The 25,085-nt window shown below is 66.3% G+C and carries 24 protein-coding genes and 1 pseudogene; 8 read left to right on the top strand and 17 right to left on the bottom strand.

Going from position 1 to position 25,085, the window contains the following annotated elements:
• Window positions 1-34: 34 nt before the first annotated feature.
• The 10 genes from AvAM_RS12775 to AvAM_RS12730 form a co-directional block, all read right to left on the bottom strand.
• On the bottom strand, window positions 35-784 hold the full coding sequence (locus AvAM_RS12775) for a gamma-glutamylcyclotransferase (protein WP_137747410.1): 750 nt from the start codon (window positions 782-784) through the stop codon (window positions 35-37).
• A 16-nt stretch (window positions 785-800) separates the two neighbouring features.
• On the bottom strand, window positions 801-1,547 hold the full coding sequence (locus tag AvAM_RS12770) for a pirin family protein (RefSeq protein WP_137747409.1): 747 nt from the start codon (window positions 1,545-1,547) through the stop codon (window positions 801-803).
• 123 nt (window positions 1,548-1,670) lie between these two features.
• A complete protein-coding gene (locus tag AvAM_RS12765; RefSeq protein ID WP_137747408.1) occupies window positions 1,671-2,078 on the bottom strand; it encodes a DUF3592 domain-containing protein in 408 nt (135 codons plus the stop codon).
• A gap of 83 nt (window positions 2,079-2,161) precedes the next feature.
• Window positions 2,162-2,962, bottom strand: a complete 801-nt coding sequence (locus AvAM_RS12760; protein WP_137747407.1) for an enoyl-CoA hydratase/isomerase family protein — start codon at window positions 2,960-2,962, stop codon at window positions 2,162-2,164.
• 101 nt (window positions 2,963-3,063) lie between these two features.
• On the bottom strand, window positions 3,064-4,863 hold the full coding sequence (locus AvAM_RS12755; RefSeq protein ID WP_137747406.1) for a long-chain fatty acid--CoA ligase: 1,800 nt from the start codon (window positions 4,861-4,863) through the stop codon (window positions 3,064-3,066).
• Window positions 4,864-5,041: 178 nt separating this feature from the next.
• Window positions 5,042-5,860, bottom strand: a complete 819-nt coding sequence (locus AvAM_RS12750) for an ABC transporter ATP-binding protein (protein ID WP_094289924.1) — start codon at window positions 5,858-5,860, stop codon at window positions 5,042-5,044.
• A 13-nt stretch (window positions 5,861-5,873) separates the two neighbouring features.
• On the bottom strand, window positions 5,874-7,055 hold the full coding sequence (locus AvAM_RS12745) for an ABC transporter substrate-binding protein (RefSeq protein WP_137747405.1): 1,182 nt from the start codon (window positions 7,053-7,055) through the stop codon (window positions 5,874-5,876).
• Window positions 7,056-7,072: 17 nt separating this feature from the next.
• Window positions 7,073-8,110: a branched-chain amino acid ABC transporter permease gene (locus AvAM_RS12740; protein ID WP_137747404.1), complete on the bottom strand. Its 1,038-nt coding sequence runs from the start codon at window positions 8,108-8,110 to the stop codon at window positions 7,073-7,075.
• A 10-nt stretch (window positions 8,111-8,120) separates the two neighbouring features.
• Entirely contained in the window at window positions 8,121-9,011 is an 891-nt protein-coding gene (locus AvAM_RS12735) for a branched-chain amino acid ABC transporter permease (RefSeq protein ID WP_137747403.1), read from the bottom strand.
• Window positions 9,008-9,853, bottom strand: coding sequence for an ABC transporter ATP-binding protein (locus tag AvAM_RS12730; protein ID WP_137747402.1), 846 nt, complete (start codon window positions 9,851-9,853; stop codon window positions 9,008-9,010). Before AvAM_RS12730 ends, AvAM_RS12735 begins: the two co-directional genes overlap by 4 nt.
• A gap of 156 nt (window positions 9,854-10,009) precedes the next feature.
• Here AvAM_RS12730 and AvAM_RS12725 point away from each other — a divergent pair, with 156 nt between their 5' ends.
• Window positions 10,010-10,843 (top strand): TetR/AcrR family transcriptional regulator, encoded by an 834-nt coding sequence (locus AvAM_RS12725; RefSeq protein WP_137747401.1) that lies wholly within the window; start codon window positions 10,010-10,012, stop codon window positions 10,841-10,843.
• 65 nt (window positions 10,844-10,908) lie between these two features.
• On the opposite strand, the gene cueR is transcribed toward AvAM_RS12725, so the two are convergent.
• Window positions 10,909-11,433 carry a Cu(I)-responsive transcriptional regulator gene (gene cueR / locus AvAM_RS12720; RefSeq protein ID WP_249368099.1) on the bottom strand — a complete coding sequence of 175 codons (525 nt, stop codon included), beginning with the start codon at window positions 11,431-11,433 and terminating at the stop codon, window positions 10,909-10,911.
• Window positions 11,434-11,575: 142 nt separating this feature from the next.
• The gene (locus tag AvAM_RS12715; protein WP_137747400.1) at window positions 11,576-11,782 is read right to left on the bottom strand and encodes a heavy-metal-associated domain-containing protein; all 207 of its coding nucleotides are present in this window, start codon (window positions 11,780-11,782) and stop codon (window positions 11,576-11,578) included.
• 167 nt (window positions 11,783-11,949) lie between these two features.
• Between AvAM_RS12715 and AvAM_RS12710 the strand changes: the two genes are divergently transcribed.
• The 4 genes and pseudogenes from AvAM_RS12710 (at window position 11,950) to AvAM_RS12700 (ending at window position 17,228) form a co-directional block, all read left to right on the top strand.
• On the top strand, window positions 11,950-14,298 hold the full coding sequence (locus AvAM_RS12710; RefSeq protein ID WP_137747399.1) for a cation-translocating P-type ATPase: 2,349 nt from the start codon (window positions 11,950-11,952) through the stop codon (window positions 14,296-14,298).
• Window positions 14,299-14,416: 118 nt separating this feature from the next.
• Window positions 14,417-16,066: pseudogene (locus AvAM_RS12705) on the top strand (methyl-accepting chemotaxis protein); the annotation flags it as partial.
• On the top strand, window positions 16,058-16,429 hold the full coding sequence (locus tag AvAM_RS25900) for a CZB domain-containing protein (RefSeq protein WP_375708155.1): 372 nt from the start codon (window positions 16,058-16,060) through the stop codon (window positions 16,427-16,429). The pseudogene AvAM_RS12705 and the gene AvAM_RS25900, both read left to right, overlap by 9 nt.
• Window positions 16,430-16,649: 220 nt before the next feature.
• Window positions 16,650-17,228 (top strand): hemerythrin domain-containing protein, encoded by a 579-nt coding sequence (locus AvAM_RS12700; RefSeq protein WP_137747397.1) that lies wholly within the window; start codon window positions 16,650-16,652, stop codon window positions 17,226-17,228.
• A 292-nt stretch (window positions 17,229-17,520) separates the two neighbouring features.
• Here AvAM_RS12700 and AvAM_RS12695 read toward each other — a convergent pair whose 3' ends face one another.
• On the bottom strand, window positions 17,521-18,624 hold the full coding sequence (locus AvAM_RS12695) for an alkene reductase (RefSeq protein WP_137747396.1): 1,104 nt from the start codon (window positions 18,622-18,624) through the stop codon (window positions 17,521-17,523).
• A gap of 340 nt (window positions 18,625-18,964) precedes the next feature.
• On the opposite strand from AvAM_RS12695, the gene AvAM_RS12685 reads away from it, so the two are divergent.
• Window positions 18,965-20,200, top strand: a complete 1,236-nt coding sequence (locus tag AvAM_RS12685) for a YbfB/YjiJ family MFS transporter (protein ID WP_137747394.1) — start codon at window positions 18,965-18,967, stop codon at window positions 20,198-20,200.
• A gap of 8 nt (window positions 20,201-20,208) precedes the next feature.
• Here the strand turns inward: AvAM_RS12685 and gstA are convergent, their stop codons facing one another.
• The 4 genes from gstA to AvAM_RS12665 form a co-directional block, all read right to left on the bottom strand.
• Window positions 20,209-20,817: a glutathione transferase GstA gene (gstA, locus tag AvAM_RS12680; protein WP_137747393.1), complete on the bottom strand. Its 609-nt coding sequence runs from the start codon at window positions 20,815-20,817 to the stop codon at window positions 20,209-20,211.
• Window positions 20,818-20,999: 182 nt separating this feature from the next.
• Window positions 21,000-21,770: a class II aldolase/adducin family protein gene (locus AvAM_RS12675; RefSeq protein WP_137747392.1), complete on the bottom strand. Its 771-nt coding sequence runs from the start codon at window positions 21,768-21,770 to the stop codon at window positions 21,000-21,002.
• Between the two features lie 173 nt (window positions 21,771-21,943).
• A complete protein-coding gene (locus tag AvAM_RS12670; protein WP_137747391.1) occupies window positions 21,944-22,405 on the bottom strand; it encodes a carboxymuconolactone decarboxylase family protein in 462 nt (153 codons plus the stop codon).
• A gap of 149 nt (window positions 22,406-22,554) precedes the next feature.
• Window positions 22,555-23,475, bottom strand: a complete 921-nt coding sequence (locus AvAM_RS12665; protein WP_137747390.1) for an RNA polymerase sigma-70 factor — start codon at window positions 23,473-23,475, stop codon at window positions 22,555-22,557.
• A 182-nt stretch (window positions 23,476-23,657) separates the two neighbouring features.
• Between AvAM_RS12665 and AvAM_RS12660 the strand changes: the two genes are divergently transcribed.
• A complete protein-coding gene (locus AvAM_RS12660) occupies window positions 23,658-24,083 on the top strand; it encodes a DUF4087 domain-containing protein (protein ID WP_137747389.1) in 426 nt (141 codons plus the stop codon).
• A 508-nt stretch (window positions 24,084-24,591) separates the two neighbouring features.
• Window positions 24,592-24,960 (top strand): VOC family protein, encoded by a 369-nt coding sequence (locus tag AvAM_RS12655; protein WP_137747388.1) that lies wholly within the window; start codon window positions 24,592-24,594, stop codon window positions 24,958-24,960.
• Window positions 24,961-25,085 lie beyond the last annotated feature (125 nt).

Here is a 25,085-nt window from a genome sequence, read left to right as displayed (position 1 = left end):
CACGGGACATCTGCCAGGTGTTTCCGTGCCGCGCTCAGCGGGCATGTCCGCAGGCTGTGGCATACACCAACGCTGCCAGCGCACGCACATACCCATCCTCCACCCCCAGCACATCCAGCTGCCGCACGAGCTGATCCAGGTAGTCGCGGTTGCTGCCAATGCGGCCGCAGGCTCGGGCGATGGTGGCAGCGGTGGATTGCATCGACAGGCCGTCCTGGTGGTGGGGGTGCCGGGTGTTGGCGACCAGCACCAGCGCCTGCACCGTGCCCTGGGGGGTGGGCAGGGCCAGCAGCGCGGGGCAGTAGGCGCCGGTGATCATCTCGCGGCGCCAGAGCAGGCGGGATTCGGCGTCTACCAGCGGGGCAGGGATCCGGAAAACCAGGCCTTCGCAGGCCCCGTCGGTGTCCGGCTCCAGCGTCAGTACCAGCCCGGGGCAGTCGGGTGTGCCCCGGCCTATCGTGGTGCCCAGGGAGAAACGGCGTGCATACCCTGGCAGGTGTGCGCGGCGCACCTCGGCAAAGTGAAAGCCCGGGTTCCACATCAGCGAGCCATAGGCAAACACCCACAGATCCTGCTGCTGGGCCGTGATGGTGGCAAGCACGTCGCGGCGGGATTGCTCCACCTCGCTGTCGGGCAGGCGCCAGTGGGCGGGCAGGCCCTGGCTGCGCGCCTGGGCGTCCCATTCGGCCAGCACCTCGTCGGTCAGGCGCAGGCCCGAGGCGCTGGCCGGGGTGAGCCGGTTTTGCAGTTCGGGCAGGTGGGTAAAGGCGTTGGGATGGGGCATGGTGGCGGGCTGTGGGTTATCGGCGGGCCAGATCGAACACCAGCACCTCGGCGCCTGCGCCGTTGGCCAGGGTCAGCTGGTGTTCGTTTTCCAGCAAGGCACCATCGCCAGCGGCCAGTGGCACGCCGTTGACCTGCACGGTGCCCCGCGCCAGGTGCACGTAGGCCAGGCGTTGGGGGTCGAGTGGCTGGGTGGCGCTCTCTGCGTCGCCGTCGAACAGGCCTGCCCAGAGGGAGGCGTCGGCATTCATGCTGACCGAGCCCTCCAGGCCCTTGCGCGAGGCAATGCGCACCAGGCGGCCCCGGCGGTCTGCGGCCGGGAAGTGTTTTTGTTCGTAGCTGGGGCGGATGCCCGTGAACAGGGGCTTGAACCAGATCTGCAGGAAGTGGGTGTCCTGGTCCTGCAGCGCGTTGAACTCGCTGTGCTGCACGCCCCAACCCGCACTCATGCGTTGTACATCGCCGGGGCGCAGGATGCCGGTGGGGGCGGGCGAAGGGGTGATGCCGTCAGCGTGGCTGCGTTGCGCCACGTTGTCCTGGTGGGCCAGCGCGCCGCTGAGCACATAGCTCACGATCTCCATGTCGCGGTGTCCGTGACTGCCAAAGCCCTGGCCGGGGGCCACCGTGTCGTCGTTGAGCACCAGCAGGTTGCCGTGGCCCTGGTGGCGCAGGTCGAAGTAGCTGCCAAACGAAAAGCTGTGGGCGCTGTGCAGCCAGCCGGTGGAGGAGCGGCCCCGGTCGGAGGCGGCGCGGACGGTGATCATGGTCCAAACTCTAGATGACGCCTTCCCGGCCATCAATGGCTGGCCGTCGAACTCACTGTCCTGGCGCCCAGACCAATATCCGGTGCCTGTGCACTGGCCTGCTGATGCAATCCGATCTGGTGGTCAGAGAAGAAGGAGCGCGGCCAGGGCCAAGGCGCCGCCCACCAGCACCAATGTCCAGGACGAGGCCTGCTTCACGAACACGAAGCTGCTCGGGTCGTTCGGCAGGTAGGCGATCTCCACGGGGCGGTTGGCCTTGAATTCGGCCAGCACCTCTTCCGGGAAGCTGTGTTTGACGACCATCTGCTGTCCGCTCTCCGTCTTGAAGCGGAACTCGGCGGTGTAGGTGGAAGAGCCGCTTTTCTTGAATTCGGTGTACTGCGTGATGGGCTCCACCACGGCGTGTTTGCCGATCTTCAGTGTTCTGGACAGCTCGGACCGTTCCTGCATTCCAAAAGCGATGAACACGATCCCGGCGAGGACGCCCAGGATTTTGAACAGCAGCTTGCCTTGTTGACGCGATGGCTTCATGCGCTCACTCCCCCCGTTTTGGCTGGAGTGTAAGGGCGCGGAATCATTGGCGCTGGTGAAGCGGGCAGCGCAGCCGCAGGCATTTACCGGCCCGCAAACGACGGGCTCTGGCGCTGGTGAAACGCCTCTACCCCCGCGCGGAAGTCTTCGGTGCCTGCGCAGCGCACAAAGGCGTCTTTTTCTGCGGCCAGCTGCTCGGGCAGCGTGTGGTCCATCGATGTGCGCATCAGGCGTTTCATGGCGCCGTAGGCCAGCGTCGGACCATTGGCCAGGCGCTGGGCCAGGGCGGCGGTGGCGCTGTCCAGTTCGGCAGCGGGCACCACGCGGTTGATGAGACCCAGGCGCAGGGCGTCGTCGGCCGTGAAGGCCTCGCCCAGCAGCGCAATCTCCAGCGCCTGGCGAACACCCACGATGCGCGGCAGCGCCCACGAGGCGCCCACATCGCAGCTGGTGCCGAGGTTGATGTACGCCAGGTTGAAGCGTGTGCCTTCGGCAGCGATCACGTAGTCGGCCATCAGCACCAGGCTCAGGCCCGCACCGGCGGCCGCACCGTGCACCTGTGCGATGACAGGCGCGTTCATCTGCGCGAGCAGCAGCAACGCCTGGTTCAGTGGCGTGAGGATGTCGATGGCGCCCTGCACCGGGTCGGCGCGTAGCGTGGCCAGGTCGCCCCCGGCCATGAAGCCCCGGCCGTTGCCACACAGCACCACGGCGCGCACACCGGGGTCGGCGGCGAGGGACTGCACGGCGGCGAGGAAGGCGTTGGCCATGGGCACGTCGATGGCGTTGAGCGCCTCGGGCCGGTTGAAGCGCAGCGTGGCGATGGCGCCGTCACGCTCCAGCAGCAAGGGGGGAATGGTGGGGGTGGCTGCGGTGTTTTTCATCTCAAATAAGCCTTCTGCGCGCGCCAGTAAAGCGCTTATAGCTCCTGTTTTGATAGTGAACGGACCAGGCGGGTCTTGCAGGTCTGTCCATCAACCCGTGTTCAGCCGTACAGCGCCTCGATCTCGGCCGCGTAGGTTTTGTAGATGCTGGAGCGGCGCACTTTCATCGTTGCGGTCACCTCACCATCGTCGTGGTCCAGCTCCTTGGTGAGCAGGTGGAACTTGCGGATTTGCGAGACCTGCGCGAGGCGCTGGTTGCCCTGGTTGATTTCGGCGTCGATGAGGCCACGCACCTCGGGGTGCTCCACCAGCGAGCGGTAGTGCGTGAACGGAATGCGCCGCGCCTCGGCCCATTTGCCCACGGTCTCGTAGTCGATCATCACCAGCGCGCCGACAAACTTGCGCGCCTCGGCCACGATGATGCATTCCTTGATGAAGGGGCTGCCCTTCATCGTGTTCTCGATTTCGGAGGGCGTGAGGTTCTTGCCGCCCGCCGTGATCATTATGTCTTTGAGGCGGTCCACGATCTTGATCTGGCCTTGCTCTTCGCGCACCACGTCGCCGGTGTGCAGCCAACCGCCCACGATGCTGTTGGCCGTGGCCTCGGGGTTCTTGTAGTAGCCCGAAAACACCATGTCGCCTTTGAGCTGCAGTTCGCCGTTGTCGGCAATGCGGTGCTCCACGCCCTGCGTGGGCACGCCCACGGTGCCCACCACCACGTGGTTCAGCTGATGGCCCGTGACCATGCCGGTCGATTCGGTCAGGCCATACACCTCAATGAGCGGCACGCCCAGCACGCGGAAAAAGCGCACCACGTCGGGCGGAATGGGTGCGGCGCCGGTGAGGGCGACGTGTGCATTGCGCAGGCCGATGAAGTTCTGCAGCGCGCGGAACACCAGCCAGTAGCTGGCGGCATACGTGAGCTTGTCGCCAGCGCTCCAGTTGCTGCGCGGCTTTTCGGCCAGTGGCTTGCAGGCGTTGTAGGCCTTGTGGAACAGCGCGCGGCGCAGGCCACCAGTCTCTTGCAGCTTGATGTGGATGGCGGCGTGCAGCTTTTCCCAGATGCGCGGCACGCCGAGGAACATGGTGGGTGCGACTTCGCGCAGGTCTTCCTGCACGGTGCGGATGGATTCGCCAAAGTTCACCTGCGAGCCGATGTACATGGGCACAAAGCTGGTCAGCATCTGCTCGGCCACGTGGCACAGCGGCAGGTACGACAGGTGTGTGGTGTCCCGCGACAACTCCAGCCGGTCCACGATGCCCGGCACCACGCCCCGGATGTTGCGGTACGAAATCATCGCGCCCTTGGGCTTGCCGGTGGAGCCCGAGGTGTAGATCATCAGGCCCACATCGTCGAGCCGCTGGCGCGCCAGGGCATCGTCGATGATGGCTTGTTGGCCCGACGCCGCGCCCAGTTGCTCCACCTCGTCAAACGTGGTGATGAACTGCCGCACCTCCGGCGCAAAGCTGCGCAGGCCCTTGGTCTCCATGACCACGATCTTTTTCAGGCGCGGCAGCTCGGGCAGAGCGGCCAGCAGCTTGTCGGTCTGCTCTTGGTCTTCACAGACCATGATCTCGATGTCGGCATGGCCCACCACATAGGCCACCTCGTTGGTGGGGCTGGTGGGGTACACACCCACCGTCACGGCGCCCACCAGGCCCGCGCCCATCTGCGCCAGCACCCATTCAATGCGGTTCTCGGCGATCACGCCCACATGCCCGCCCGCAGGCAGGCCCAGCGCCCGCAGGCCCAGGCCGAAGTGGCTGGCGCGCTGGTGGTACTGCGCCCAGGTGAAGGGCTTCCAGATGCCGAAGTCCTTTTGCCGGATGGCAATGCGCTGCGCGTCGGTGCGCGCGCGCTCGCGCAGCATCTGGGGCAGGGTGAGGTCAGGGAGAGTCATGACAGTCGTCCATGGCGCAACGCGCCGACCAAAGCCGGTGAAACGGGCCCGTATCTCTCCCTCTCCCCCCGTGGGAGAGGGCCGGGGAGAGGGGGTGTTTGATGCGGGCGCAGCGCCGGTGGCTGCCCCCTCTCCCCAACCCCTCTCCCGCCAGGGGCGAGGGGCTCTTGGATCCGGCTCATGACAGCCAGCGCTTTCTGCGCTTGTAGTGTTTGATGTCCTTGAAGCTTTTCGCCTCGCCACCACCGCCCATGCCCAGGTAGAACTCGCGCACGTCGGGGTCGTTGGCCAGGCGCTCGGCCGTGCCGTCGATCACGATCTTGCCGTTCTCCATGATGTAGCCCCGGTGCGCCACGGCAAGCGCCACGGTGGCGTTCTGCTCCACCAGCAGCATGCTGGTGCCGCGCTCGGCGTTGATGCGCGCGATGATGGTGAAGATGTCTTCGACCAGCTTGGGAGACAAGCCCAGCGAGGGTTCGTCGAGCAGGATGAGCTGGGGCTGCGCGATGAGTGCGCGGCCAATGGCCAGCATCTGTTGCTCACCGCCTGACAGATAACCGGCCAGGCCCTTGCGCCGTTCGTGCAGGCGCGGGAAGTAGCTGTAGACCAGGTCGAAGTCCGGCGTTGCATCCTTGCGCCCCGTGAGCGCATAGGTCGCCGCCACCAGGTTCTCTTCCACCGTGAGGTCTTCAAACACGCGGCGGCCTTCCATCACATGGCTCAGGCCGTTGCGTACCAGCTGCTGCGGGGCCACGGCGGCCGTGGGCTGGCCGTTGAAGTGGATGCTGCCACTTTCGACCACACCATCCTCCAGCGCCAGCAGGCCCGAGATCGCCTTGAGCGTGGTGCTCTTGCCCGCGCCGTTGCTGCCCAGCAGCGCCACGATCTGCCCCCTTGGCACGGCCAGCGACAGGCCGCGCAGGGCCTGCACCACCTTGTTGTAGATGACCTCGATGTTGTTGACTTCGAGGACGTGGGCCGGGGTTGGCTGGGTCATGGCAACAGCAGGGTCAGAGCTTGATCCAGTCGGAGGCCGCAACCATCTTCTGGGCCTTCATGTCCGCGCGGTACACGCGGCCCACGGGGATCGAGTTGCCGCTGATGGTGATCGGCACGCCGATCAGGCCACCCGTGTCGAAGTCCTTGATGGAATTGAGCGCCGCCTTGAGGTTGGGGCCGGTGAGCGGTTTGCCCGCATCCAGCGTGCGCTTGGCAGCCTCGGTGAACAGCATGGCGGCCAGGAAGCCCTGGATGTAGGCCGTGCTCTGGTACTCGGGCCGCATGGCACGAATCTTCTCCAGCATGGGCGCCTTCTCGGTGTCGTAGTAGTAGCGGTAGGGCATCACGCCCATGAAGCCGTCGGCGGCCTCGCCCATCTTCATGACGGTGGAGCTGTCCATGGTCCAGAACGTGCCCATCCACTTGCTGGTCATGCCCTGTTGCTTGCCCTGGGTGATGAACTCGGGGATGGGGGCGAGGATGTAGCCGTGGAAGATGGTGTAGTCCGGCGCTGCGCGACGCAGTTTGATGACCTCGCCCGACACGTCCACGCTGCCGGCGGGCGTCATGATCTTGATCGGCACCGACAGGCCGAGCTTCTTGGCCTCGGCCTCGCTTTTCTCGATAGGGTCGCGGCCGAATTCCGAATCGGAGTACACGAAGGCCACTTTGGCGCCGGGCTTCTCTTTGGCGATGTGCTTGAGCAGGATGCCGAACATCTCGGTGTAGTCGGGGCCGACCAGAAACTGGTTCGGGTACTTCTTGGGGTCGTTGAGTTCGGTGGCAAACGACGCGCCGGCCATGAGGATGTTGCCGTTGCGGTCCAGCTCGGGATTGATGGTCTTGGAGAAGCCCGTGGAGTCGCCGTAGTACAGGTTGACCTTGTTCTGGCTGGTGATCTTCTTGAACGCGGCTACCGACACATCGACCTTGTAGCCCGTGTCTTCGGGCACATACTTTACCTTGCGGCCCTTGATGCCGCCCGCGTCGTTGAGCATCTTCACGTAGTCGCCCATGCCCGCGTTGATGCCCACGCCCGCAAATGCGAACACGCCGGTGAGTGGGATGGAGCCGCCGATCACGATCTCTTCAGCGCCTTGGGCCAGCACCGACAGTGGGCTGGTGAGGGCGGCGGCGCCAGCGGCTCCGAGCAAGAGTTGGCGGCGCTGGATGGAAGTGCGTGGTGTGTCCATAGTTGTCTCCATTTGATTTAGTTGCGGAAGGGCCAGAGATGGAAGAAACGGCGGATGCGCCGCCACACTTCGGCCAGGCCATGGGGCTCGAAGACGAGAAAACCGATGATGAGCAGGCCAAAGATGACCGTGCGCACGGGCGAGAGGAACACCGTGAGTTCGCTGCCGCCGGGCATCAGGTCCACCACGAGCTTGAGAAGCTCGGGCACCATGGTCATGAACACGGCGCCGAGGATGCCGCCCAGGATGGAGCCCATGCCGCCGACGATGATGGCCGCGAGGAAGAAGATGGACATGAGCAGCGGAAAACTCTCGGGCGTGACCACGCGAAAGAAGTACGCCCACAGCCCGCCTGCCACGCCCGCGTAAAACGACGACAGACCAAACGACAGCAGCTTGTAGCGCAGCAGCGGTATGCCCAGCACCTCGGCCGAGATGTCGCGGTCGCGGATGGCGATGAAGGCCCGGCCCACACGTGTGCGGAACAGGTTGGCCGCACCCAGCAGCATCAGGATAGTGACGGGCACGATGAGCCAGTACAGGCGGAACGAGGTGTCGAGCGCCATGCCGAACAGCTTGGCGGGTGGCACGCTCAGGCCCCCGGTGCCGCCGGTGAACTTCCAGTTGGCAAAGATGAAGTGCGCGATGAACGATGCGGCAATGGTGGCAATCGCCAGGTACAGCCCCTTCACGCGCAGCGAAGGGATACCCACCACGATGCCGCCGAGCATGGCGACGAAGCCCCCGGCCAGCAGGTTGAGCACAAAGGGTGTGCCCACCTTGGTTTCCAGCACGGCCACGGTGTACGCGCCCAGGCCCATGAAGGCGGCCTGCCCCAGGCTGACGAGGCCCGTGTAGCCCGTGAGGATGTTGAGGCCCGTGGCGCTGGCCACATTGATGCTGACCAGGCAGGCCAAGTACAGCCAGTAGTCGCTGGCCATGAAGGGGAACAGCACCAGCAGCGCGGCGCCCACGGCCAGCCACACTTTTTGTGTGCGCGAGTCGAACAGCGCCGCGTCGGCGATGTAGGTTTCCTTGAGGGTTCCGATGCGCATGGGGTCGGCCTTAGAGTCTCTCGATTTCGTGGGTGCCGAACAGGCCGTACGGCCGCACCAGCAGCACCGCCACCAGCACGATGAAGGTGGCCAGCAGCTTGTATTCGCCGCCCAGGTAGGCCCCGGCCAGCGCCTCGATCAGGCCGATCAGGATGCCGCCTACGAGCGCGCCCAGCACGCTGTCGAGCCCGCCCACGATGACCACCACCAGCACTGACAGCCCGAACACACCCATGCTGGACGAGATGCCGCCAATCGAGCCGACGATGATCCCGGAGATGGCCGCCAGCATGGCCGATGCCACCCAGGCCAGCGAGAACACACGCGGCACGTTGATGCCCACTGAATACGCGGCCGCCTGGTCACTCGCCGTGGCGCGCAGGGCCACGCCACCGCGCCAGAAGCGGAACACCACCAGCACGGCTGCAATGAACACGATGGCAATCACGGCACCCCAGAACACCTTGGGCGCGAGGAATGCGTCGCCCACCATGATGGGCTGCGTGGGCATGAAGTCGGGCAGGCGGCGCTGGTCGGCCGTCCAGATCATCTCGACCAAGCCCACCAGCACCGAGGCCAGGCCCACGGTGACCATGAACACGGAAATCGGCGGCTCACCCAGCAGCGGGCGGATCATGGTGCGCTCGATCACTGCACCCAGCAGGCCTGTGCCCAGCACGGCGGCGGGGATGGCCAGCCACAGCGGCAGCGCGAACATCGATGCAAAGGTGAAGAACAGGTAGGCGCCCACCATGAGCAGCTCGCCGATGGCGATGTTGACCACGCGGGTGGCCTTGTAGACCATGACGAAAGCCAGTGCGGCCAGTGCGTATAGACCGCCCCCGGCGATGCCGGTGAGGCTGATCTCAAACAGGTAGGCCCAGTCGAAGTTGTCCGTCATGCGGTGGTCACCCCCTGCAGCTTGGCGCGCAGGTCGCCCACGTCGCCTGCGCCCAGGTAGGCGCGGATGACCTCGGGGTTGGCCTGCACGGCGGCGGGTGTGCCCTGGGCAATGACCTGGCCGAAGTTGAGCACCACCACGTGGTCCGACAGGTCCATCACCATGCCCATGTCGTGCTCGACCATGAGCACTGTCACGCCCCATTCTTCGCGCACATCGAGGATGAAGCGCGCCATGTCTTCGGTCTCTTCGCGGTTCATGCCGGCCACGGGTTCGTCCAGCATCAGGATCTGCGGCTGCATGGCGAGCGCGCGTGCCATTTCCACGCGCTTTTGCAGGCCGTAGGGAAGGGCCGAGACGGGTGCGTGGCGGATGTGGTCGATTTCGAGAAAGTCGATGATGCGCTCCTCGATGTCGCGGCGCAGTTCGGCCTCTTCGCGGCGCGCGCGGCCCAGGTAGAACAGTGCGTCGAGCACGTTGGTCTTAAGGTGCGCGTGGCGGCCGAGCTTGATGTTGTCCAGCACCGTCATGCCGCGAAACAGCGCAATGTTCTGAAAGCTGCGGCCCAGGCCCAGCTTGGCGCGCTGCGGCGCGGGTACGCGGGTGATGTCCTGGCCCTGAAAGCGGATAGACCCCTGGCTGGGCCGGTAAAAGCCCGAGATGGTGTTGAACAGCGAGGTCTTGCCCGCACCGTTGGGGCCGATGACGGCGGTGATGGAGCCGGGCAACACGTCAAAGCCCACGCCGGTGAGCGCCTTGACGCCGCCGAACGCAAGGGTCACGCCCTCTACCTGGAGCAGGGGCGATGCGGAAGAAGAAGGGCCGGAAGGGGTTGTCTCCATTGGCTTTCTAATACGGGTTGTTCGCAGCTTCTGGACAGAAATTTCTCGCGGACCCTGTAGAAATTTCCTACTTCTGCGTAAACTGTTTACTCGTGAGTAGATTCTGGAAGCCGCCACCCCGTTCAGCATCCGTACTTTCCCGAGGAATCGCCACCCATGCCCCAGGCCAAAGCGGCATTGACCCGACGCAGCAGCAAAAGCAGCACGAGCAGCGGCAGCAGCCCCCAGCGCGCGGTCCCCAAGCCTTCATCCGCAGCCCCGGGGCCCGACGACGCGCCCGCTGCCGCTTCGCCCTGGGCCCCGGTGTCGCACCGTGAACGCCAGCGCGAAGCCAAGCGCAACGCCGTGCTGCAGGCAGCGGCCCAGCTGTTCAACGAACGCGGCTTTCACGCCACCTCGCTCGACGACATCGCCGCGCGCCTGAACGTGACCAAGCCCACGCTGTACTACTACGTGAAGAACAAGGACGAGATCCTGCTGCAGTGCGTGCGCCAGGGCCTGGACATGATGCTGGAGGGCATCGAGGCGTCGCGTGCTGCAGGCGGCAAGGCCATCGACCAGCTCATGACCTGCATGCAGGTGTACGCGCGCATCGTCACCATGGACTTCGGCATGTGCCTGATCCGCGTGGGCGACGAACAGGTGCCCCCCGAAAGCCGCAAGGAACTGCGCCGCCTCAAGTCCGCCATCGACCAGGAGTTCCGCCGCCTGGTGGCTGAGGGCGTGGCCGAGGGATCGATCCAGCCCTGCGACCCCAAGATCACGGCCTTTGTGATTGCGGGTGCGCTCAGCTGGATCGGCCGCTGGTACCAGCCCGGCGGCGAGTACACGGCCGAGCAGGTGGCGCAGCAGTGCATTGCGACCTTGTGTGGCGGGGTGCTGCGGCGGCCTGCGCAGGCTGCTGTGCCGGGGGCGGTGCCCGCCCCGGCCGTCCAGCGCAAGGTGGGTGGCATCAAGGTCAAGTCCCCGGCGCGGCCCGGCAAGGCCTGATACCTCTCCGGGGACAGGGTTTCAATGTTTTTGGCCTCTACCGCGCGATGGGTATGTCTTGTTAGCTATTTATTTGATAGCATCTTGCGCGGTACTACGCTGCGGGGTTCGCTGTTCCCCGCCGCCAGGTCGTCGAGGATGGGGCAGTCGGGCCGGTCGTTGCCCTTGCAGCAGGACACCAGGGTCTGCAGGCTGCGCTGCATGGCCTGCATCTGGGCGATGCGTTCGCTCAGTTCGTCGATGTGTTGCTGCGCGATGCGCTTGACCTGGCTGCTGGCGCGGCTGCGGTCGTGCCACAGGCCCAGCAGCTCGGCGATTTCTTCCATCGAAAAGCCCAGGTCGCGGCTGCGGCGGATGAAGTGCAGGGCGTGCACGTCGGCCTCGGTGTACTGACGGTAGCCGCTGTCGGTGCGCGCCACACCGCTGATGAGGCCCAGCGATTCGTAGTGCCGCACCATGCGCGCCGAGATGCCTGCGCGCCGGGCGGCGACGCCGATGGGCACGGGCCAGGAGATGGCGCGGGGCGCGGCTGGTTTGCCAGGCGTGGGGGCCGGGGTAGTGCGTGCGTGCTGGGGCGTTGGCGTGGTCATGGTGGGCCCTTTGGGGGGAGGGGCAGTAGTGCGTATTCGCGTTCATCCATCGCAACCGTTCGGGCTGAGCTTGTCGAAGCCTCGCGCGGCGCTTCGACGGGCTCCGCGTGAACGGGTTGAGATTTTTGAATACATACCCGTATCAGGCCGCGACGGTGTAGCCTTCTTCGGCAATGGCGGCGGCCAGGGCCTCGCGGGGGGCGGTGCTGTCCACGTCCACCTTGCCGCTGGCGCGGTCGATGCGCACCTGGGCGTCGGGGTCTACCTGCTGCACGGCCTGGGTGACGGCGCGTTCACAGTGGCCGCAGGTCATGCCCTGCACTTGGAAAGTTGTGGTGGTGGTTGCCATGGGGTGTCCTTGTTGGGTTTGGAAATGTGGCCGTGGATGCGACCGAAGCGAATGTTGAAGCTTGACATCGTGGCAGAGTCAACCGGGCCTGAAGGCACTCATGGTGTGAGGGTTGATCAAAATCAATGCTTGACCTTGCCATCACGTCAAGGATCAGCATCCCCGCCATGAACACCATCACCACCCCTCCCACCATCGCGCCCGGGTCTGTGCACTCGCTGGACCTGGGCATTTCTGGCATGACCTGCGCAAGCTGCGTGGGCCGTGTGGAGCGCGCGCTGCGCAAGGTGCCGGGCGTGCAGGAGGCCTCGGTCAACCTGGCGACCGAGTCTGCGCGCATTGCCTTTGTCACGCAGGTCGGCGCCGACGCTGCCGCCATGGAGGCGGTGCTGCGCCGCGCGGTGCGCAACGCGGGCTACGAGCCGCGCGCGGCGGGGCAGGAGGATGCACCGGAGGACCTGTCGCCCTGGGCGGGGTTCCTGCCCGTGGGCATCGGCCTGCTGCTGTCGGCGCCGCTGGTGCTGCCGATGATCGGCGACCTGTTGGGCCAGCACTGGATGCTGCCCGCCTGGATGCAGTTTGTGCTGGCCACGCCGGTGCAGTTCATCCTGGGTGCGCGCTTTTACAAGGCGGGTTGGCATGCGGCCAAGGCGCTGAGCGGCAACATGGACTTGCTGGTGGCATTGGGCACCAGCGCGGGCTGGGGCCTGTCGATGTGGCTGTGGCTCACAGCGCCCACGGACCACCCGGGGCATGTGCCGCACCTGTACTTCGAGGCGTCGGCCGTGGTGGTCACGCTGGTGCTGCTGGGCAAGTGGCTGGAGGCGCGCGCCAAGCGCCAGACCACGGCGGCCATCCGTGCGCTGCATGCGCTGCGGCCCGATGTGGTGCATTTGCTCACCAAGCAGGGCGAGGTGGATGTGCCGGTGTCGGAAGTGCTGGTGGGCGACCAGCTGGTGGTGCGGCCGGGCGAGCGCATCCCGGTGGACGGCACGGTGCACGAGGGCCACACGCAGGTGGATGAATCCATGCTGACCGGCGAGCCCCTGCCAGTGGCGCGCGATGTGGGCGCGGCGCTGACGGGTGGATCGATCAACGGCGATGGCCGCATCGTGATGGCGGTGACGGCCGTGGGCGCCGAGACGGTGCTGGCCCAGATCATCCGGCTGGTGGAAGACGCCCAGGCGGCCAAGGCGCCCATTCAGCGGCTGGTGGATGAGGTGTCGGCCGTCTTTGTGCCCGTGGTGCTGGGGGTGGCCCTGCTCACCCTGCTGGGCTGGTTGTGGATGGGCGCAGGGGCCGAGGCGGCGCTGATCCACGCCGTGGCGGTGATGGTGATTGCCTGCCCCTGCGCGCTGGGTCTGGCCACGCCGGCGGCCATCATGGCGGGCACGGGGGTGGCGGCCAAACATGGCATCCTGATCAAGGACGCGCAGGCGCTGGAGCTGGCACACAAGGTGGACGTGGTGGCCTTCGACAAGACCGGTACGTTGACTGTGGGGCGGCCCCGTCTCACGGCGTTTGAGGTAGTGCCCGGCCTGGATGACAGTGCGGTGATGGCTGCGGTGGCTGCTGTGCAAAGCGGCAGCGAACACCCGCTGGCGCGCGCGGTGGTGGCGGCTGCTGGCGAGCGCCAGATCCACATGGCCACAGCCCAGGACGTGCGCGCCGTGCCCGGTCGTGGCACCGAGGGCGAGGTGGACGGCCAGAGCTACCTGGTGGGCAGCCTGCGCTGGATGCAGGAGCTGGGCGTGGGCTTGGGCCCGCTGTCTGACCGTGCGGAGGCGTTGCAACGCGAAGGCGCCACGGTGTCCGCCGTGGCCCAGCGGGTCACGGAAGGGTTGTTGAGCGGCGCACGGCCGCCCGAAGCCGCGAAGGCCCCCTTGGGGGGCAGCGAGGACACGCCAGTGCCGAGCGTGGGGGCCCACTATGTCTTGCGCGCGGTCATGGCCTTTGGCGACGAGCCCAAGCCCGGTGCGCGCGAGGCGCTGGCGGCGCTGAAGGCGCGCGGCATCCGCGCGGTGATGGTGTCGGGCGACAACCGGGGCGCGGCAGAGGCCATGGCCCGCCGCCTGGGGCTGGACCCGGCTGCGGGCGAGGTGATGGCCGAGGTGCTGCCGGGCGACAAGGCGGCCAAGGTGGTCGCGTTGCAACAAGGCGCCGATGGCAAGCGCCATCATGTTGCGATGGTGGGCGACGGCGTTAACGATGCCCCCGCGCTCGCAGCGGCCGATGTGGGCATGGCGATGGGCAATGGGACCGATGTGGCCATGCATGCGGCGGGCGTCACGCTGATGCGCGGCGACCCGATGCTGGTGGCGGCGGCGCTGGACATTTCGCACCGCACGGTGATGAAGATCCGCCAGAACCTGTTCTGGGCGTTTGCATACAACGTGGCGGGCATTCCGCTGGCGGCGCTGGGTTATCTGAACCCGATGGTGGCGGGGGCGGCCATGGCGCTGAGTTCGGTCAGCGTCATGGCGAATGCCCTCTTACTCAAGCGCTGGCGCATGTGATAAATACGTACAGCACGGTCATCGATGTCTGGCAAACTGCAACGATTTGTTGCGAATCCGTGGCCTCGGGGGAGGTGCGGCGACCGCATTGACATAGCTATATCAAGGACGACAGATCATGAATCTCTTCTCGCTCATGCGGCAGTTCACCATACGCTTGCGCATGCTGGGCGCCATCGGCGTGGTTCTGGGGCTGCTGGGGCTGCTGGGGGGCGCGGGCATGCTGGGCATGTTCCGCATCCACGACATGAGCCAGAACTTCATGGACCACTCGTTCGCCAAAGTGAGCAACATGGCCGAGCTGCGCGGCGAGATGGGCGCCATCCGCCAGTTCGAGAAGGACATGATCATCGGCTACGAAAAGCCCGAGGCCGTGAAGGCCGCCCACACCAAGTGGCTGGCCAGCCATGACAAGGCCAAGAAGATCGCGAGCAAGTTCCTGGAAGGGGGCGAGGATGCCGACAACGTGGTGGTGCGCAACATCATCACCAAGCTCGACAGCTACAAGGACCTGTTTGCCCATGTGGCGCGCCAGCTCGAAGCCAGCGGCTACGACACCGCCACCATCGCCAACCGCATGAGCGGCAAGGCCGTGGCTGAATTCGATCTGGCCGACAAGCTCATGGCCGAGCTGGACACCGTGCTGCGCAACGAGGTCACGCAATCCGTGGCACAGCAGGGCGAGGTGTCCAACCAGACCAAGTGGCTGTTTGTGCTGGCCGTGCTGATCACGGTGGTGGTGGTGGTGCCCACCACGCTGATGAACATGAACTCCATCTGCAAGCCCCTGGAAGATGCGCGCAAGATGGCGCAGGCCATTGCGGGCGGTGACCTGTCGCAGCACATCGCGGCCGAAGGCAAGGATGAAGTGGCCGACCTGCAGCGCGCACTGCGCGAGATGCAGCAGGGCCTGGGCGCTCTGGTGGCGCAGGTGCGCGATGCCAGCGGCAACATCGCCACGGCCAGCCAGGAGATCGCCACGGGCAACCAGGACCTGTCGCAGCGCACCGAACAGACGGCCAGCAACGCGCAGGAAGCCGTGTCCTCGCTGTCACAGCTCACCTCCACCGTGCAGCAGACGGCATCGTCCTCGCAGATGGCCAACCAGCTCGCGGCCTCGGCCTCGCAGATGGCCACACACGGCGGCGGCGTGGTGCAGCAGGCCGTGGCCAGCATGCACGAGATTTCGACATCGAGCCGCAAGATCGGCGACATCATCGGCCTGATCGACTCCATTGCCTTCCAGACCAACATACTGGCGCTGAACGCTGCCGTGGAAGCCGCCCGCGCAGGCGAGCAGGGCCGGGGTTTTGCCGTGGTGGCGAGTGAGGTGCGCAGCCTGGCGCAGCGCAGCGCCGCAGCGGCCAGCGACATCAAGGGCCTGATCCAGAGCAGCGTGACGGCGGTGGATGGCGGCGTGCGCCATGTGGAAGAAGCGGGCACCGCCATGAAGGACATCGTGAGCAGCGTGCAGCGCGTGGGCGACATCATTGGCGAGATCACGGCGGCGGCGTCCGAGCAGTCGGCCGGCATCGGCCAGGTGAACAGCTCGGTGGGCGAGATCGACCGCATGACGCAGCAGAACGCCGCGCTGGTGGAGGAGTCTGCCGCCGCCGCCGATTCGCTGCGTGAGCAGGCCGCGCGCCTGTCGCAGGTGGTGCAGCAGTTCCGCCTGGCCGACAGCGGGCACGCTGCAGCAGTGGGGCATTTTGCGGGTGGGCACTCCATGGCGCTGGCCCCTGCGCCTACGGCCAGGGCGCTGGCGGCCCCGTCTAGCCAGGGCATTGATCTGGAGTCTGCCATCAAGGCCCACGCGCAGTGGCGCGCCAAGCTGCGCAATGCCGCCCAGCAGCGTGAGCATCTGGATGCGGACACCATTGGCCGCGATGATTGCTGCGAATTGGGCCGCTGGCTGCATGGCAAGGGGCAGGGCTCCTATGGCGCACTGCCGGCCTTCCAGTCACTGGTGGACCGGCACCGTGAATTCCATGAGGTGGCGGGTGGAATCGCCAGGACCATCAACCGGGGCGCCTACGCTGAAGCCGAGGATGCACTGGCAGGCAACACGCGGTTCTCGCAGGCCTCCAGTGCGGTGGGTGCAGCCATCGTTTCGCTGCGCAACCAGCTTTGAGTACCTGGCTGACGCGCTGAGCCCGTTTGTCCCCCTGGCGCCCTGTGCGCGCAAGGCCCTGCAGGCGTGGCTTGCGGGGCCTTTGTTTTTGGCGGGCTGCGCTGCGGTGCGGACGGTACGCCGCCCTGCCCAGCACCCGGTTTGTTGACTTGCGTCATGAGAGGCCGCGCGCAGCCGTGGCACCCTTGGCCCTGTTGTTCATTCTGCTGGAGCGTGCGCCATGCCATCGATCAGCCTGCGAACCATTCGCGAAGAGCATGCGTCGCTTTCGGCCGTGCTCCACTCCCTGCGCCTGATGCTCGACCAGGGCCCCGGTGACGAGCCCGCCGCGTTTTTTGATGTGATGCGGGCGATGCTGTTCTACATCGACGAGTTTCCCGAGCGGCAGCACCACCCCAAGGAATCGCAGTGGCTGTTCCCCCGGGTGGCCGAACGCTCGCCCCAGGCCGCCGAGGCCATCGCCCAGCTGGAGCGCGACCACGCAGGCGGCGAGGCCGCCGTGCGCGAGCTGCAGCACCTGCTGCTGGGCTGGGAGCTGATGGGCGATGCGCGGCGCGAGGTGTTTGCCCAAGCGTTGCAGACCTACATCCGCTTCTACCTGGACCACATGCGCCTGGAAGAGTCCGTGGTGTTGCCTGCGGCCCAGGAATGCCTGCAGCCCGGCGACTGGACGGCCATCGACGCGGCCTTTGCCAGCAACACCAACCCGCTGGCCCCCGGCAAGCCGCGCGACGCGGCGTACGACCGCTTGTTCACGCGCATCGTGATGCGGGCGCCCAGTCCCATCGGGTTGGGATGAGTTGTTCGCGCACATCACCTCCACAACCAAACCGTTCACGCTGAGCTGGTCGAAGCGCTGTGCGGGGCTTCGACCAGCTCAGCCCGAACGGTAATCTCAGTTATCCATAGCGCTGCGCGCCACCCGCAGCGGATGAAACTGGCGCGGCCAAGGCCAGCGTCCCCGTGCAAGGGCCGCCAAGCCGTGGATGCGGCGCTTCGCTTGCGTGCACCGGGGGCATCCCCCTCACCGCATTGCGCAGCAATGCGAGAGAGAGGGGGAAGGCGCGAAGCGACTCAGGGGGTGTTTCATTTCAAGCGCTGAGCGCCGGATAGTCCGTATACCCCTCCGCCCCACCGCCATACAGCGTGGCACGGTTCACCTCGTTGAGCGGTGCGTTGGCGTGCAGGCGCGCCACCAGGTCGGGGTTGGCGATGAAGGGGCGGCCAAAGGCCACGATGTCGGCACCCTGGGCCAGGGCGGTGTCGGCCAGTTCGCGGGTGTAGGCGTTGTTGACCATCCAGGCGCCCTGGCCACCCGCTGCGCGGTAGGCGGCCTTGAGCGCGGCGTAGTCGAAGGGGCGGCCTTCCACCTCGCGCGGGCCACCAGTGGCGCCTTCGATGAGGTGGAGGTAGGACAGGCCCAGGGGGCCGAGCTGGCGCACCACGTAGTCGAACAAGGGCTGCGGATCGGCATCGACGATGTCGTTGGCGGGCGTGACGGGCGAGAGGCGGATACCGGTGCGGCCGCCGCCGATTTCTTCGGTGATGGCGCGGGTCACTTCCAGCAGCAGGCGGGCGCGGTTCTCGATGCTGCCGCCGTAGGCGTCGGTGCGCTGGTTGGCGCCGGTCTTGAGGAACTGGTCGATGAGGTAGCCGTTGGCGGCGTGGATCTCGACGCCGTCAAAACCGGCCTCGATGGCGGCGCGGGCTGCGCGGCGGTAGTCGGCCACGATGCCGGGGATCTCGGCCAGCTCCAGCGCGCGGGGCATGGAGGTGGGCGTGAAGGTGGGCACGCCGTCCTTGATGAGCACGGTCTTGGTGTTGGCCTGCACGGCCGAGGGCGCCACGGGTGCGGCGTTGCCGGGCTGCAGGTCGGTGTGCGAGACGCGGCCCACATGCCACAGTTGCACCACGATCTTGCCGCCTGCGGCGTGCACGGAAGATGTCACCTTCTTCCAGCCCGCGATCTGCTCGGGCGCATACAGGCCGGGCACGTCGGCATAGCCCTGGCCCTGCTGGCTGATGGCGGTGGCCTCCGAAATGATCAGGCCCGCGCTGGCGCGCTGTGTGTAGTAGGTGGCGACCAGGTCGGTGGGGATGGCATTGGGCGAGCGGTTGCGCGTGAGCGGTGCCATGGCAACGCGGTTGGCCAGTTGCAGGTCACCGGCTTGGATGGGGTCGGAGAGAAAAGGCATGGGTCGAGGCTTTCGGAAAAAGGTTGCAGACCATCGAAGGAACGGGCGCAAGCGTAATGCTGCAGCGCAAAACTTGCAGCGCACATGCGTCAACAAGGCTTCTGTTTTTGTGCTAACCGCGCGGGCGTCGTCGGCGGCTTGGGTGTCTTGGTACCGGTGTGCATTCAAAAATATCTACACCAGCCGTTCACGCTGAGCCTGTCGAAGCGCTGCGCAGGGCTTCGACAGGCTCAGCCCGAACGGTTCTTTTCTCTCTCCGGGCTCGCACGAGCATCCCTCAGAGCATCACCGGGCGCAGGCCCGGGCGCGATCTGCCAGGGTGCGGCAGAATCAAAACGCCATGCCCACACGCCCCGCCCCTGTTGACGTTTCTGCAACTTCCACGCCACCCCTTTCCGCCCTGTGGCTGGCTGTGGCGCTGTCCATGGGGGCGGCGATCTCGCTGGGCATCACGCGGTTCTCCTATGCCTTGCTGCTGCCACCGATGCGCGAGGACCTGGGCTGGTCGTACACCCTGGCTGGGGGCATGAACACGGCCAATGCGCTGGGCTACCTGCTGGGCGCGTTGGCCACGCCGCTGCTGCTGCGGCGGGTGGCGCCGGGCCGGGTGCTGTTGGTGGGGGCGGTGCTGGCGTCGGTGTTCATGGGGCTCAGCGGCTTTTTCACTGCCGCGCCCTGGCTGCTGCTGCAGCGCCTGCTGGCGGGGGTGGCCAGTGCGCTGGTGTTCATCGCCGGGGGGCTGCTGGCCGCGCGGCTGGGCGCGCACGAACCCGGGCGCAGCGGCCTGCTACTGGGGCTGTACTACGGGGGCACGGGCTGGGGCATCAGCCTGTCGGCGCTGCTGGTGCCGGGCGTGCTGGCGGCAGCGGGGGCCGTGCCGCACCCCTGGGCGTGGGCCTGGTGGGCGCTGGCGCTGGCCTGCGTGGCTGCCACGGCAGTGTTGTGGTGGCCCGCCCAGGCGCTGCAGGTGCTGGCGCCGCCACCGGCCAGCCCCACGGCGTTCAACATCACACCGCCCCCCGCCAAGCTGCGCTGGCGGGCGCTGGCCCCGGCGCTGCTGGGCTACGGGCTGTTTGGCGTGGGTTACATCGGCTACATGACCTTTGTGGTGGCACTGCTGCGCGAGCAGGGCGCCAGCGGGGGGGCGGTCACGGGCTTCTATGCGCTGCTGGGGCTGGCCGTGGTGCTGTCGTCGCGCATCTGGGCCGGGCTGCTGGACCGCAGCCGGGGCGGCGAGGCGCTGGCGCGGCTGAATGCGCTGCTGGGGGTGGCCACGGTGCTGCCCGCGCTCACGGGCGCCTGGCCCGTGGTGCTGGCCTCGGGGCTGCTATTTGGCGGTGTGTTCCTGTCGGTGGTGGCATCGACCACGGCGCTGGTGCGGCACAACCTGCCGCAGGCGCTCTGGGCCAGCGGCATCAGCGCGTTCACCATCGTGTTTGCAGCGGGGCAGATCGTGGGGCCCACAGTGGTGGGCTGGATCGCCGACGGGCCCGGGGGCCTGGCGCGCGGGCTGGTGTTCTCAGCCTGCGCGTTGTGGGTGGGGGCGCTGGTGGCTTGGCGGCAGCGCCCCTTGTAGCCCCAGCCTTACTTCAGCAGTCCTTCGGCCTTCATCGCGGCTTGCACGGCGGGGCGGGCGCCCACGCGTTCGCGGTAGGCCGCCAGGTTGGCCAGGCCGGAGATGTCGAGCTTGGTGGGCTGCGTCCAGTTGGTCACGGTGAACAGGTAGCCGTCGGCCACGGTGAATTGGTCGCCCATCAGGTACTGCTTGCCCGCAAGCTGGCTGTCCACCCACTGCAGGCGCTGCAGCAGGCGCTCGCGCACCATGGGCTTGTACTCCTCGGGGGTGGCGGGGTTGAACAGGGGGCTGAAGCCTTTGTGCAGCTCGGTGCCGATGAAGGTCAGCCACTCTTGCAGGCGGTAGCGCGCCAGGGTGCCGTTGGCGGGGGCGAGCTGCTTGTCGGGCACCTGGTCGGCGATGTATTGCACGATGGCCGGGCCTTCGCGCAGGCGCTCACCGTTGTCCAGCTCCAGCAGGGGCACGTAGCCCAGCGCATTGATGGTGTAGTAGTCAGTGCCATCTTGCAGCTTGTGGCTTTTGGTGCTGGCCAGCACAGGGGTGTAGGCCAGTCCCGCTTCGTGCAGGGCGATGTGGGGGGACAGGGAGCAGGCCCCGGGGGAGTAGTACAGCTTCATGGGTCGGTCCTTGAAAACAACGGTCGGAAACCGCCGATGCTATGCGCTGTGCAGCTTTTTTGCTGGCGGCCAATGCTGCACAGGCCCCGGGCACGGAAACTGGCACGACCTAAGCCAGTGCCGCCGTGCAAGGGCCGCCCCGCCGCACGGGCGGGGAAGACGCCGAAGGCGACACAGGGGGGTTAGGTGTCGTAACCAGGCGCCTCGCGCTGCACCTTGCGCAGCAGCGCAGGCCAGGCAAACGCGCCACCCAGGCCGCCCGTCTGCACGCGCATGGCCTGGGCCACGCCGCTCACAATCTGGGGGTTCACGCTGGTCAGCGAGCCACCGGCCTGGGCGTCGATCTGGATGCGGCAGGTGTTCTCGAAGGTGTACATCGACAGGAATGCGTCGGCAATCGTCTTGCCCACGGTGAGCAGCCCGTGGTTGCGCAGCATGAGGAAGTTGGCCTCGCCCAGGTCGGCCTGCAGGCGCGGCTTTTCCTCGTCGCGAAAGGCCACGCCTTCGTACTCGTGGTACGCCAGCGAGCCCAGCACAAAGGTGCTTTGCTGGCTGATGGGCAGCACACCGCCCTTTTGTGCACTGACCGCCACGCCCGCGCGCGTGTGGGTGTGCAGCACGCAGCCGGCCTCGGGCCGGGCCTCGTGCACGGCGCTGTGGATCACGAAGCCCGCAGGGTTCACGGGGAAGGGCGAGTCGTGCAGCTTGTTGCACTGCATGTCCACCTTGATCAGGCTGGATGCCGTGATCTCCTCGAACATCAGGCCATAGGGGTTGATGAGGAACTGGTGGTCGGGGCCCGACACCGATTCGGGCAGCTTGGCGCTGATGTGGGTGAAGACCAGGTCGCTCCAGCCGTAGAGGCTCACGAGCCGGTAGCACGCGGCCAGGTCGCAGCGCAGCTGCCATTCTTCGGGGCTGACGCTGGCTTGCAGCGAGGGGATGGTGAGCATGGGGTGGTGTCTCCGCTGTTGTGGGTTTTGAGAGGCACCACTGTAGGCCGCCCGCGCGCGGGTGACTGTCAGCCAGGCTACACAGAGGGGGTGAGGCCTGGGTTTCTTTGGCTATAAAAATAATAGCTAGCGAGGCAATGCAGTCGCGCGGTAACGGCTTGTTTTTCTTGCAATCACACAGCGGGCGTCGCAGGAATCGGCGCACGCATGCCTGCGTTGATCAGGTTCCAGCCGTTGATGATCGCAATCACAAAACCCAGGTCGGAGATTTCCGCATCGCTGAACACGGCCTGCAGCCGGGCGAACTCTTCGTCGCTCGCATCGCTGTGGGGCGTGGCGGTGATGATCTCGGCCCAGCGCAGTGCGGCGCGCTCGCGCTCGCTGAAAAACGGCGCCTCGCGCCAGCCCGCCACCGCGTTCAGGTGGCGCGGCTCCATGCCGTCCTTGACCAGCACATGCCAGTGCATGTCCATGCAATAGGCGCAGCCGTTGATCTGCGAGACACGCAAGAACACCAGCTCGGCCAGGCGCAGGCCCAGCGGGCCCTTCTTGACGGTTTCGGACAGGTTCACCAGGCCCATGAAGGCCTTGGACGAGAGCTGGTGGTAGGGGAGGCGGGCGGTGTGCTGGGACATGGAAAACTCCTGAAGGGTTGGAAAGAAAACAAACTGCTCTGGAAGATGCCGCAGCGAACGGGCTGCTGCCGCCTTCCATACCCTTCAAGACGTTGCGCGGTGCGCGCTTGTGACAGGTGGGCCCGCAAAAAACCGTCGCTTCTTTGGCCTCAGCGTTCGTCCAGCACCGCTGGCACCCCCACCAGCTTGTCCGGGTTGCGCACCGCATAGATGCCCACGATGTGTTCGCCTTCCATCACGAACGCCTGTGCGCAGTCGAGGCGGCCATTGGCGTAGTACAGCAGGCCCGGCTCGCCATTGATGAGGGCCATGCGGTAGGCCAGCTGCGCGCCCAGGCGGCGGTACTGCGCCCAGTACAGCATGGCAATGCGAAACCGCCCCACCAGCGGTTTGGGGAACGAGGCCACCTTGCCGCCACCGTCGCCGATGAGCTGCGCGTCCTCGCTCAGCAGCGCCTCGATGGCGTTGCGGTCGCCGCTTTGGGCTGCGACCATGAAGCGCTGCAGCAACTGGCGGTGCACGGCGTGTGGCACCTCAAAGCGTGTGCGCGCCTGCTGCACGCGCTCGCTGGCGCGGTGCACCATCTGGCGGCAGGCGGCCTCGGTCTTGCCCAGCTGTGCGGCGATCTCGGGGTAGTCGTAGTCGAACACCTGGCGCAGTAAAAAGGCCGCGCGCTCCTCCGGCCCCAGCCGCTCCAGCACATACAAAAAGGCCACCGACAGCTCGCCCGCCAGCTCGGCAGCTGCTTCGGGCGTGTGGTGGTGTTGCGCATCACCGGTGGTGGGGTCCTGCAGCTGCACCAGCGGCTCGGGCAGCCACCAGCCCACATAGGCCTCGCGCTCGGCCTTGAGCGCACGCAGCCGGTCGATGGACAGGCGCGTGACCACCGTCACCAGCCAGGCCTCGGCCGACTGCAGGGTGGCAGGGTCCTGGCGGCTCCAGCGCAGCCAGGCGTCCTGCAGCACATCCTCTGCATCGGCGCGCACGCCCAGCATGCGGTAGGCAATGCCGAACAGGCGCGGGCGCAGGGTGGTGAAGGGGTCGGCGGAGGTGGGGGCAGAAAGCGTCATGGCAGCGAAGCGTGGAGGTAGAGTGTGCGCCCAAAGCACCGGATCGGGCGGGGCCTGGGCATAGACGCGCAGGGCGGCGGCTGTGTGACACCAGCGCATCAATCACTTCTGTTTTGATAGCTGTCAGGGCATGATGGACGCGCCGAAGAGCCCTTTTTCTTTCAATCCAAAGAGGACTACCCATGTCACCTGCTCCCACCCCGCTGCAGCGCCACGCCCCCCGCCTGGCGCTGGGCGCCACGCTGCTGGGCTTCGCCCTAGCTGCCATCGCCCAAAACACCGCACAGCCCTCCGTGCCATCGACCAGCCGCGCTGCCCCGCCGGAAAACCGCTGCGGCTGGTTCCACAACCCCACGCCCGGCAACGCCACCCTGACCGACCGCGACGGCGAGTGGGTGATCAGCACCCAGGCGGGGCCCGAGGCCGAGGGCGACTGGCCCGTGTTCACCGACGCGCAATGGAAGAAGACCAACGGCCACTACGGCCACGGCTGTGCCTGCATGAAGGTGGTGGTGGACCGCCGTGAACAGCGGGTGCTGCGCATCGCGTCGGCGACGGCCAAGCCGCTGAAGGCGTGCCGGGAGGATCGGGCGCTGCCGAGGCCGTGAGCTAGATGGAGTGGTCTTGACTTGGCTAGGTCCGAAGCGATGATGGGTTTCTTTCTGTGGCCAGCGACCTTCAAAACAAGGGATAGCGCAATGACTGGGTGGGAGTTTGTATTGGTGTTGGCTTGGCTGTTGCTGCCCCCACTGCTGTTAGCCACAGGCTTCCTGTTTTTGCTTCACAAGAGGAATCCGGGGCGAACGGTGCGACGCACCATTGGGGCTGTCGCTGTCTTGTTTTTGGTGTCGATGTGCTTTGCTGTAGGGATGATCATCCTTGGACCGGCAAGCCTGAACAGGTATTTGGGTATGCGTGATGAGCCATTTATGTGGGCGCCGTTCGCTTTTATCGCAACCTTCCTGGCCTTGCCTTTTGCAGTCTGGTGGGTCTCTCGTAGACATTCGTGAAATATGAGGCAAGGTCGATCAACGCCATGCCCGCAATAGTGGCCCGAAACGGCTTGCCAATTGCAACGTCTGTATTGATCTTTGTTTTCTAACCTAGGAGCCCCCCATGCCCCACACCCTGAACTGGTTCGAGATCCCCGTGACCGACTTTGCGCGCGCCAAGGCCTTTTACGAGACGGTGCTGGGCATCAGCATTGCGCCCATGGCCATGGGCCCGACCATGATGGGCATGTTGTCCACCGACCCCAACGCCGTGGGCGGCGCCATTGTGCAGGGCGAGGGCGGCGTGCCGTCGCAGAACGGGACCATGGTGTACCTGAACGGCGGCGATGACCTGGGCCCCTTGCTGGCGCGTGTGTCGCAGGCCGGTGGCCTGGTCGTGGTGCCCAAGACGGAGATTGGCAACGGCTTTGGCTTTTTTGCTCACTTTGTGGACACCGAGGGAAACAAGGTCGGTTTGCATTCGATGGGCTGATTCTTGGATCTGTGAGATCCGCTGCATTGGCGGGCCTGGCTGGGTCCGCCGAGTCTGCGGTTTTGCGGGTTTGCCGCATCGGCGCGGTGGGTCTGCCCCACGGTGCCTGCGCTGGCTTCCACCAT

Source organism: Acidovorax sp. NB1, assembly GCF_005405905.1.
GTDB lineage: Bacteria > Pseudomonadota > Gammaproteobacteria > Burkholderiales > Burkholderiaceae_C > Acidovorax.
This window is presented reverse-complemented; position numbering and strand designations above follow the sequence as displayed.